We start from the raw sequence: 9,512 nt of genomic DNA on the forward strand, positions 1-9,512 counted from the left end.
CCGCCCCCGCCCCGGCTCGCGCGCCCCCCCCGGGTCCGCACCGCTCGCGCGCCGCGGCCTTGCTCCGTCGGCCCCCCCCCGCGCCGGCCCCCCCCGCCGCAGGTGCTCTCACCGTCGGAGATGAGGATCACGGTCGCGCCCGTGTAGCCGCGCGCGGACAGGGCCGCGGCCGCCGCCTCCAGAGCGGGCGCGGTGGGGGTGTCGCCGCCGGCTTCCAGCGCGAGGACGTCCGCGGTCAGCTTCGTGCGCACGGCCGGGTTCAGGGTGGGCATGTCGAGGCCGGGCACGAAACCGCCCCCGTCGCAGCCGCCGTTGCCGGGGTAGGTCCACACGCCCATCGGCGTCCCCGTCGTCTGGTTCTGCTCGATGTTCAGCACCGAGCGCTTGGCGCTCTCGATCTTCAGCCTGCCGCCGCTGTCCTGGTCGTTCATCGACCCCGAGGTGTCGACCACGACCAGCAACGGCACGTCCCCGCGCCCGGCGGCCGAGATCGACGGCCCGGAGGGCGCGGCCTGCGACGCGGCGGGCACGACGAGGACGAGCAGCAGCAGCGCGCAGCACAGCGCGCGGATCCGGGTGGCGCGCATCATTTCTCCGTCAGGGTGATGATCGCGTCGCGGTCGCCGCGGACCACGCCGGTCACGGTCAGCTTCCGCGGTTCGCCGCTCTCGGCGACGGCCAGCAGCGAGAACGTCAGGGCGTCGCGGGTGTTGTGGGTGATCCGCACCGTCTCGCCGTAGCCGACGACCACCTCCCGCAGCACCCGGCCGTCGGCGGAGACGGTCACCTTCACCCGCGCTCCCGGATCGGCGTCGGTGGGCAGCCCGACGGTGAGGTCCACTTCCTCCACGGCCCGGTCGAACTCCCACACCGGCCCGCGCGGGGACCTGGCGTCGGCGTCGGCGACCGAGCAGGACAGGGCGTCGGTCTCGTCGCTGCCCGCCAGCGAGTACTCGCCGGTGCCGCACCGGTTCTCCGCGGCCTCGACATCGGACAGGTAGGCGGTGGCCGGATCGGCGGCGACCGTCACCGTCACCGTCTCCGGCAGCGGCGAACCGCTCGGCGGATCGATCTGCGACACCGTGCCCGAATCCGCCCCCGGCTGGTAGCGACGGGCGATGGCCACCTGGGTGCCCAGCTCACGCAGTTCGCGCACCAGCTCGCTCTCCGACCGGCCCGCGATCTCCGGCACGGCGGCAGGCGCCGACACGATCAGCCGCACCGCACCCGGATCGGCGGTCCCGAACGGCGGGTCCTGCTCGACGATCATCCCGCCCAGCCCGGCGAACGGCCGGGACTCCACGGTCAGCCGATCGGCCGCCACTCCCGCGTCGGCCAGGATCTGCCGTGCCACCGGCTCGGCCAGCCCCCGCACATCCGGCATGGCGGTCGACGCCGTGTCGAGGAACGAGCTGTCGTCCCCGCTCGCGGCGGCGACCGTGTCCACCGGCCGGGTGGATTCGAAGTGCCGATGCGCCCACCAGCCCGTCGCGGTGCCGCCGCCGAACAGGCCGAGGATGATCAGCGCCCAGGCTGCCGACTTCGCGCCGATGCGGCGGGACGGCTTCTTCGCCGTCGGCGGCGGGAAGGAGTCCTGCGGAGGGAAGGAGCCCTGCGGCAGGACCGGCGACTGCCCGGCGAACGACTGCCCCGGCTGCGCGGTGACTTGTCGCGGCCCCCCGTTGTTCGGCCCGTGCCCGTGCGGAGGTAGCGGGCCTCCCGTCGAATCCTGGTCCACTCCGGTCCTCTCGCAGTCGTGTCCGTGCCGGCCGAAGGCGGTCGGACCGGACCGATCGCGGCTCGGCCGGCCCGACCGTAGCCAGACGCTGCCACGACAGCGGGCCCGCCACAATCGGTCGAATGACCGACAGCGGCGGGCCCGTGGCGTGATTCGCCCGGCGGTTTCCCGTGGGCGGAATCCCTCAGCGGTCCAGGCGGAGGGTGAAGAAGTACGGCCGGGTGAGGCCGCGCTGGTCCATGGCCCCGAGCAGAGTGTGCTCGTCGACGCGGCGGAAGACGTCGATGATTGGCAGGTGGTCGTAGACCATGGCGGCGCTGACCCGGCCGCGGTACTCGACCGCGCGCAGGCGGGCGCGAGGGCGCTCGGTGCGCAGGCCGTAGGCGAGCACGGGCAGGGCCTGCCTGCCTCGGGCGACCAGCCCGTGCGGCACCTTGTCGACCAGGCCGAGCGGCACCCGGCGCGGGTCGACGGAGAAGATGCCGTGCCCGGGGGCCGAGAACAGCAGCGGGTGCACCTCCTCCGGGCTGTCGAACTGCTTGCCGTACCAGCCGGAGGCGGCCAGCAGGCCGTCCATGGGATGCCCAGTGGCGATCTCCCCGCCGCGCCAGCGGCCGCGGGTGATGTCGGCGACCGCGACCGCGGGCAGGTTGTCGAAGAAGGCGGCGGTCTCCTCGTAGGTGCCGCCGTGCCGTTCCAGGGCCGCCAGGGTGGCGACGGCCTCGTCCTCGGGGATCACGGTCTGCCTGCCTGCTGTCGGAACGGGTTCTGGCATGGCTGGTCGCTCCTCGACTGGGTCGAATGCGGATCGGTCGGTGACATGTTCGATCAGCCGCGCGGTTCGGCGGCCGGTTCGGACGCCGTGGCCGGGGTCTTGATCTCCACGATCGGCAGGCGCAGCGCGGCCGGGGCATCCGCGGGCACCACCGGATTGCGCGGCGGGATCGGCGCCAGCCTGCGGTAGGGCTCGCCCAGCCCGGGCCGCTGGTCCGGCTCGCCCTTGTTCGGCCACAACGCGATGGCGCGCTCGGACTGGGCGGTGATGGTCAGCGAGGGGTTCACGCCGAGGTTCGCCGAGATGGTCGAGCCGTCGACGATGTGCAGGCCCTCGTAGCCGTACATCCGCTGGTACGGGTCGACCACGCCGGTCTCCGGCGAATCGCCGATCACGCAACCACCGATGAAGTGGCCGGTCATCGGGATGTCGAAGATGGCGCTGCTCGGCGCGCCCGCGATGCCGTCGATCTTGTCGGCCACCCGGTGGCCGACCTCGTGCGCCACCGGAATCCAGGTCGGATTCGGCTCGCCCACACCCTGTCTGGTGGTCATCTTGCGGCCGAACAGACCGCGCTTGGTGTAGGTGGTGATGGAGTTGTCCAGCGACTGCATCACCAGCAGGCCGATCATCTGCTCCGACCAGCCGCGCGGGTTGTGCAGGTGCAGCGCGTCGCGCAGGCCGATCTTGCGCATGGTGCTCGCCCACACCCGGATGTTGCCGCGCTTGCTGTCCGGGTCGAACATGGCGGTGCCCATCAGGGCGATCAGGTTGCTGCCCTTGCCGTAGCGCACCGGCTCGATGTGGGTGTCGTGATCGGGATGGATCGAGGAGGTGATCGCGACGCCCTTGGTGAAATCGTTGTCCTTGTTGCGGCTGCGGATCGACAGCAGCTCCTCGGAGTTGGTGCGCGAGAGTTCACCGAGGCGCGGGGAGATCTTCGGCAGCGAACCGCGGTCGCGCAGCTTGTGCAGCAGCTTCTGGGTGCCGAGCGCGGCCGCGGAGAAGATCACCTGCTCGGCGGTGAAGGTGCGCTTGGCCTTGCGGACCCAGCGGCCGGTGCGCACGGTGGTGATCTCGTAGCCGCCGCCGGAGCGCGGACGCACGTCGGTCACGGTGGTCAGCGGGTGCACCACCGCGCCTGCCTTCTCGGCCAGGTACAGGTAGTTCTTGACCAGGGTGTTCTTGGCGTTGTGCCGACAGCCGACCATGCACTCGCCGCAGTGCGTGCAGGTCGCGCGCTCGGGGCCGACACCGCCGAAGAACGGGTCGGGCACCGGCTGGCCGGGCTTGGCGTCCTTGCCGCCGAAGATGACGCCGACCTGGGTGGGACCGTAGGTGTCGGAGATGCCCATGTCCTCGGCCACCGCGGCGATCACCCGGTCCGACGGGGTGGTCGCCGGGTTCTTCGTCACGCCGAGCATCCGCTTGGCCTGGTCGTAGTGCGGCGCCAGTTCCGCTTTCCAGTCGGTGATGTGCGCCCACTGGCGGTCCTGGTAGAAGCGGTCCGGCGGCTCGTAGAGGGTGTTGGCGTACACCAGCGAGCCGCCGCCGACGCCCGCGCTCGCCATGATGAAGGTGTCCTTCAGCAGGGTCAGGCGCTGGATGCCGAAACAGCCGAGGGCGGGTGCCCACAGGTACTTCTTGGCCTGCCAGTTGGTGGTGGCGAACTCGTCGTCGGCGAAGCGCCTGCCCGCCTCCAGCACACCGACCTTGTAGCCCTTCTCGGTGAGACGCAGCGCGGAGACACTGCCGCCGAAGCCGGAGCCGACGATCACCACGTCGTAATCGAACGTCATGTACTTCACCAATCTCGTCTCAGGAGACGCGCTCTAGCACGTAGTCCGAGGCATCGAACTTGCGTGTCTGCCAACGGTAACTGCTGACCGTGCCCGGCCAGTTGTTGGTGATGCGTCCGGCGGCGTTGCGGTACCAGCTCGAGCAGAAGTTCCAGGGGGTCTTGGCCATGCGCTTCTGCAGGCGCTCGTCGAAGGCGTCCTCGACGTCCTGGCGCACCTGGAGCACATGTCCGGGGTTCTCGGCCAGCTTCTTCAGCGCCTGGCGGATGTAGCGGGCCTGCGACTCGATCATGTAGACGATCGAGCCGACACCGAGGTTGGTGTTGGGGCCGTAGAGCATGAACAGGTTCGGGTAGCCGGGCACCGTGATGCCCTTGTAGGCGCGGGCGCCCTCGTCGCCCCAGTCGTCGTGCAGCTTGCGGCCGCCGACGCCGGAGATCTGCATCGGCCACAGGAACTCGGTGCCCTTGAAGCCGGTGCCGTAGACGATGGCGTTGACCTCGTGCAGCACGCCGTCGGCGGTGCGCACGCCCTCGGGGGTGATCTCGGTGATCGCGGTGGTCTCCACGGTCACGTTGTCGGCGCCGAGCGCGGGCAGGTACTCGTTGGAGAACAGCGCGCGCTTGCAGCCCGCCGGATAGTCGGGGGTCAGCTTGGCCCGCAGTTCGGGGTCGGGGACCTGCTTGGCCAGGTGGCGGTGGCCGATCCAGGTGACCAGCTTCTGGATGGCGGGCACGTCCACGATGCCCAGCGCCAGGAACTCGCAGAACGCCCAGAACGCGAAGCGCTCGGTCAGGCGGGTGATCGGCACCTTCGCGAACATCAGCTTCTGCCACTCGGCGAAGGTGCGCTCCGGCTTGGGCATGATCCAGGCCGCCGAACGCTGGAACAGCGTCAGGTGCTCGGTGCTCGGGGCGATCGCGGGCACGAACTGCACGGCGCTGGCGCCGGTGCCGATCACCGCGACGCGCTTGCCGGTCAGATCGGCGCTGTGGTCCCACTCGGCGGAGTGGAAGGCCACGCCCTTGAAGCTCTCCACGCCGGGGATGTTCGGCAGCGCGGGCCGCGACAGCTGACCGACCGCGGAGATCAGCACGTCGCAGGTGAGTTCGGTGCCGTCGGCGATGCGCACGGTCCAGCGGCCGGTGGCCTCGTCGTACTCGGCCTCGGTGACCTCGCTGTTGAAGCGGATCTTCGGCAGCAGGCCGTGGTCGCGGGCGACGCCGCGCATGTATTCGAGGATCTCGCCCTGCTGGGAGAAGCGCTGCGGCCAGTCCGCGCGGGGGGCGTAGGAGAAGGAGTACAGCGGCGAAGGAATATCGCAGGCCGCGCCCGGGTAGGTGTTCTCCCGCCACACGCCGCCGACGTCGTCGGAGCGTTCCAGAATGGTGAAGTCGAACATTCCGGCGTTCTGCAGTTCCATCGCCATGCCGAGTCCACCGAACCCGGTGCCGATGATGACGATCGAAGGTGTGCTCATGCACACGACGCTAAAACCTGGACTACTCCGGGTGACAAACACCTGAGGTCAGGAAATCCATAGTTTCGGCCATAATGGTTCGCGTGCACACCATCGAGGAGCCCGAGGTCAGGTCCTGGGATTTCCCGCGCGGAACTGCGGGGGTCGCGGTCATGGCCGAATTCGCGGCCGACCGAGGGGTGAGCGCGGACCTGCTGCTGGCGGGCACGGGCCTGGACGCCACCGCGCTGACCGAGCCGGACCGGCAGATCTCCGCCCGCACCGAGCTGGCCGTGGTGCGCAATCTGCTCGCCGCCTGCAAGGACGAGCCCGGCCTCGGCATGGGGGTCGGCCAGCGCTACCGGGTGAGCACCTTCGGCATCTTCGGCTACGCCTGCGTCACCAGCCCGAACCTGCGAGAGGCGATCTCGCTGGCGCTGCGCTACTACCGGCTCGGCTTCGCCTTCTGCACCCCGATCGTGGAATTCCAGCCCGGCGAGGTGGTGGCCAGGATCGACCACGAGCTCATCCCGGAGGACGTGCGGACCTTCCTGGTCGAGCGCGACGTGGTGGCCATCCACCGGGTGATGAGCGACCTGCTCGGCGAACGCCTCGACCTCTCCCGTGCGGAGTTCGCCTATCCGCGACCCCCGCACGCCGGGCGGCTGGCCGAACTGTTCGGGGTGATGCCGCGCTTCGACGGCGAGCACACCTTGTTCGCGATCGACCCGCAGGTGCTCGACCGCCCGCTGCCGCAGGCCAACCAGCCCACTTGGCAGGTGTGCGTGGCCCAGTGCCACGAGATGATCCGCCGCCGCACCGCCCGCACCGGCATCGCCGCCGAGGTGCGCGAGCGGCTGCTGCCCGGCAGCGGGACCACCGGCGTCGGCAGCCCGCCCACGCTGGAGGCGGTCGCCCGTGACCTGAACATGAGCGCGCGGACCCTGCGCAGGCGGCTGGACGAGGCCGGGACCAGCTACCGGGCCCTGCTCGACGAGGTGCGCCGGGCACTGGCCGAGGAGATGCTGACCGCGGCCCCGCTGTCGATGGACGACATCGCCATCCGGCTCGGATACGCCGAGGCCACGCCGTTCATCCACGCGTTCAAGCGGTGGACCGGCAGTACGCCCGCGGCGTATCGGCGGGCGCACCAGATGCGTTGAGCTGTCAGGTCTGCGATGGGGGCTCGTCCGGGGCGGAGTCCGTCCTGGCAGGCGGCAGTGCCTCCGCCTGCGGCACTGCCTCCGCCTGCGGCACTGTCTCGGACTTCGGGCCGGTGCCGCCCTTCGGCTCCGAGCCGGCGTCCGCCTCGACCGTCGCGCCCTCGGCGACGGCGTCCGGCCCGACCTCGACAGCCGCGTCGATCTGCTCGCCGATGTAGCGCACCACCACGGCGGTGACTGCGGCGACCGGGACGGCGAGGAAGGCGCCGACGATGCCGTAGATCGAGCCGCCGCCGGTGACCGCGAGCAGCACCACCACGGCATGCAACTGCATGCTGCGGCTCTGTAGCACCGGCTGCAGGATGTTCCCCTCGATCTGCTGCACCGCGATGATGATGCCCAGCACGATCAGCGCCGTGGTGACGCCGTTGGCGACCAGCGCGACCAGCACCGCCAGCGCGCCGGCCACGAAGGCGCCGACGATCGGGATGAAACCGCCGAAGAAGGTCAGCACGGCCAGCACCAGCGCCAGCGGGACGCCGAGCACCACCAGGCCGATGCCGATCAGCACCGCGTCGATCATGCTGACCACGGCCTGGGTGCGGATGAACCCGCCGAGGGTCGCCCAGACGCGCTGGAGCACCTCCTCGAAGTGCCTGCCGGCGCCCGAGCCGGTCACGCTGTGCAGCCAGGGCATGAACCGCGGCCCGTCCTTGACGAAGAAGAACGCCAGCACCAGGACGAGGAACAGGGTGACCAGGGCCGAGCCCGCCGTGGTGACGCCGCTGAAGACGCCGGAGGCGATCTGCTCGGCGCTGGACTGCAACCGGTCGACGATGGTGTCGGTGGCCTGGTCGAGCTGTTCGTCGCGGATGTTCAGCGGCGGGCCGCGCAACCAGTCGCGCACCTTGTTGACGCCCTCGCCCGCCTTGTCGGCGAGTTCGGGGGCCTGCGCCACCACCGAGGGCACGATCAGCGCGATGATGCCCGCCACCACGCCGATGAACAGCAGCACCGACAGCGTCGCCGCCAGCGCGGGCCGCACCCCGTGCGCGGTGAGCCAGCGCACCGGCGGCCACAGCACGGTGGCCACCACCAGGGCCAGCGCCACCGGCAGCACGACCACCCACAGCACGCCGAGCAGCCGCCACAGCACCCAGAGGGCGGCCACGATCGCGATCAGGCAGACCGACCACTTGGCGAGCCAGAACAGCCCGTGCCCGATGACGGCGCCGCGATCGAGCGGCTTGTGCTTTCCGGCTTCCCCCACGCGTGCGCCGAATACCGTGGGCTTGTCGTCCTCGCTCACCGGCCAAGTCTTACACGAGCCGCACCGCTCGGGGGCGGACCCGCGCGGCCGTATTCCTCACGTCCCGCCCCGGGATTGCCCGGCGCCGCACCGGGTAATGCGGCCGCAAACCGACCGAGGGGCGGCCCGAGCCGGACCGCCGTGGAAGGGGTGCGTATGGCGCGGCCACAGGCGCTGGCACTGGTGTGCACATTGAAGAAGTCGTCGAAGACCTCCGAGGGCAACCCGTCCAGTTCGGAGCTGATGGCGCGACAGGTGCTCGAGCAACTCGGCGGGCACGACGTCGGCGGCGACATCGTGCGCGTGGTCGACTACGACATCCGTCCCGGCGTGACCGTCGACGAGGGCGACGGCGACCAGTGGCCGCGACTGCGCGAACGCATCGCCGCCGCCGACATCCTGCTGATCGCCACACCCACCTGGGTCGGCCACATGTCCTCGGTGGCGCAGCGGGTGCTCGAACGCCTCGACGCCGAACTGTCCGAGACCGACGAGCAGGGCAGGCCCGCCATGGTCGGCAAGATCGGCCTGGCCGCGGTGGTCGGCAACGAGGACGGCGCCCACAAGATCGTCGCCGATCTGTTCCAGGCGCTCGACGACATCGGGTTCACCATCCCGGCACAGGGCTGCACCTACTGGAACGGCAACGCCATGCAGGGCACCGACTACGCCGACCTCGACAGCACGCCCGAGGAGGTGGCCACCGCGACCGCGGCCATGGCCCGCAACGCCGCCCACCTCGCCCGGCTGCTGCGCGAGCACCCCTATCCGCCGTACGAGTGACCCGCCGCCCGCCGGACGCATGATCGGTCCGCGGTGGGGTACCGCCACCACACGACCCGAGGAGGTTTGCGATGCCGAAGGAATGGACCGACAAACAGGAACGACAGTACGAGCACATCAAGGACTCCGCGAAGGACCGCGGCGCGAGCACGAAACGCGCGAAAGAGGTCGCGGCGCGCACGGTCAACAAGAATCGCGCGCAGGCGGGACAGACCAGGACGGCCAGCCGGTCCACCGTGGAGGACAAGTCGCCCCAGCAGCGCGGCGGCCGGCGGTCGGGCACCAACCGGCCGAAGGGGCCGACCCGCGACCAGCTCTACAACGACGCCAAGCGCCGCAACATCGAGGGCCGCTCGAAGATGACCAAGAAGGAACTCGCCCACGCGCTCGGCCGCGACTGAGCCGCGTCGGGACGAACGAGCCGAGCCGCCGCCGCCCCCCGGGGAGGCGGGGGGGGGGGGGGGCGGGCGGGGGGGCGGGGCGGGG

9 protein-coding genes are annotated in these 9,512 nt (G+C 70.9%); 3 read left to right on the top strand and 6 right to left on the bottom strand.

Going from position 1 to position 9,512, the window contains the following annotated elements; genetic code table 11:
• From QH283_RS03260 to QH283_RS03280, 5 genes are all read right to left on the bottom strand, one after another.
• A partial coding sequence (locus QH283_RS03260; RefSeq protein WP_280501533.1) for a VWA domain-containing protein occupies positions 1-587 on the bottom strand: 587 nt, incomplete at its 3' end.
• A complete protein-coding gene (locus QH283_RS03265; protein ID WP_280501534.1) occupies positions 587-1,738 on the bottom strand; it encodes a PASTA domain-containing protein in 1,152 nt (383 codons plus the stop codon). The genes QH283_RS03265 and QH283_RS03260, both read right to left, overlap by 1 nt.
• A gap of 184 nt (positions 1,739-1,922) precedes the next feature.
• Entirely contained in the window at positions 1,923-2,513 is a 591-nt protein-coding gene (locus tag QH283_RS03270; protein WP_280501535.1) for a DUF4334 domain-containing protein, read from the bottom strand.
• Between the two features lie 53 nt (positions 2,514-2,566).
• Positions 2,567-4,312 (bottom strand): FAD-dependent oxidoreductase, encoded by a 1,746-nt coding sequence (locus QH283_RS03275; protein ID WP_280501536.1) that lies wholly within the window; start codon positions 4,310-4,312, stop codon positions 2,567-2,569.
• Between the two features lie 19 nt (positions 4,313-4,331).
• Positions 4,332-5,792, bottom strand: a complete 1,461-nt coding sequence (locus QH283_RS03280; RefSeq protein WP_280501537.1) for a flavin-containing monooxygenase — start codon at positions 5,790-5,792, stop codon at positions 4,332-4,334.
• Positions 5,793-5,875: 83 nt separating this feature from the next.
• On the opposite strand from QH283_RS03280, the gene QH283_RS03285 reads away from it, so the two are divergent.
• Positions 5,876-6,934: an AraC family transcriptional regulator gene (locus QH283_RS03285; RefSeq protein ID WP_280501538.1), complete on the top strand. Its 1,059-nt coding sequence runs from the start codon at positions 5,876-5,878 to the stop codon at positions 6,932-6,934.
• Positions 6,935-6,938: 4 nt separating this feature from the next.
• Here QH283_RS03285 and QH283_RS03290 read toward each other — a convergent pair whose 3' ends face one another.
• Positions 6,939-8,243, bottom strand: a complete 1,305-nt coding sequence (locus tag QH283_RS03290) for an AI-2E family transporter (RefSeq protein ID WP_432420645.1) — start codon at positions 8,241-8,243, stop codon at positions 6,939-6,941.
• Between the two features lie 156 nt (positions 8,244-8,399).
• Here QH283_RS03290 and QH283_RS03295 point away from each other — a divergent pair, with 156 nt between their 5' ends.
• Positions 8,400-9,026, top strand: a complete 627-nt coding sequence (locus tag QH283_RS03295; RefSeq protein WP_280501539.1) for a flavodoxin family protein — start codon at positions 8,400-8,402, stop codon at positions 9,024-9,026.
• A gap of 71 nt (positions 9,027-9,097) precedes the next feature.
• Entirely contained in the window at positions 9,098-9,427 is a 330-nt protein-coding gene (locus QH283_RS03300) for a plasmid stabilization protein (protein WP_280501540.1), read from the top strand.
• The last annotated feature ends 85 nt before the right edge of the window (positions 9,428-9,512 follow it).

It is taken from the genome of Nocardia farcinica, from assembly GCF_029867845.1.
In the GTDB taxonomy this organism is placed as follows: Bacteria; Actinomycetota; Actinomycetes; order Mycobacteriales; family Mycobacteriaceae; genus Nocardia; species Nocardia farcinica_A.

Coding starts and splice junctions, on each gene's coding strand:
- QH283_RS03300 (WP_280501540.1), top strand. CDS start 9,098: ATGCCGAAGGAATGGACCGACAAACAGGAACGACAGTACGAGCACATC.
- QH283_RS03295 (WP_280501539.1), top strand. CDS start 8,400: ATGGCGCGGCCACAGGCGCTGGCACTGGTGTGCACATTGAAGAAGTCG.
- QH283_RS03270 (WP_280501535.1), bottom strand. CDS start 2,513: ATGCCAGAACCCGTTCCGACAGCAGGCAGGCAGACCGTGATCCCCGAG.
- QH283_RS03275 (WP_280501536.1), bottom strand. CDS start 4,312: ATGACGTTCGATTACGACGTGGTGATCGTCGGCTCCGGCTTCGGCGGC.
- QH283_RS03280 (WP_280501537.1), bottom strand. CDS start 5,792: ATGAGCACACCTTCGATCGTCATCATCGGCACCGGGTTCGGTGGACTC.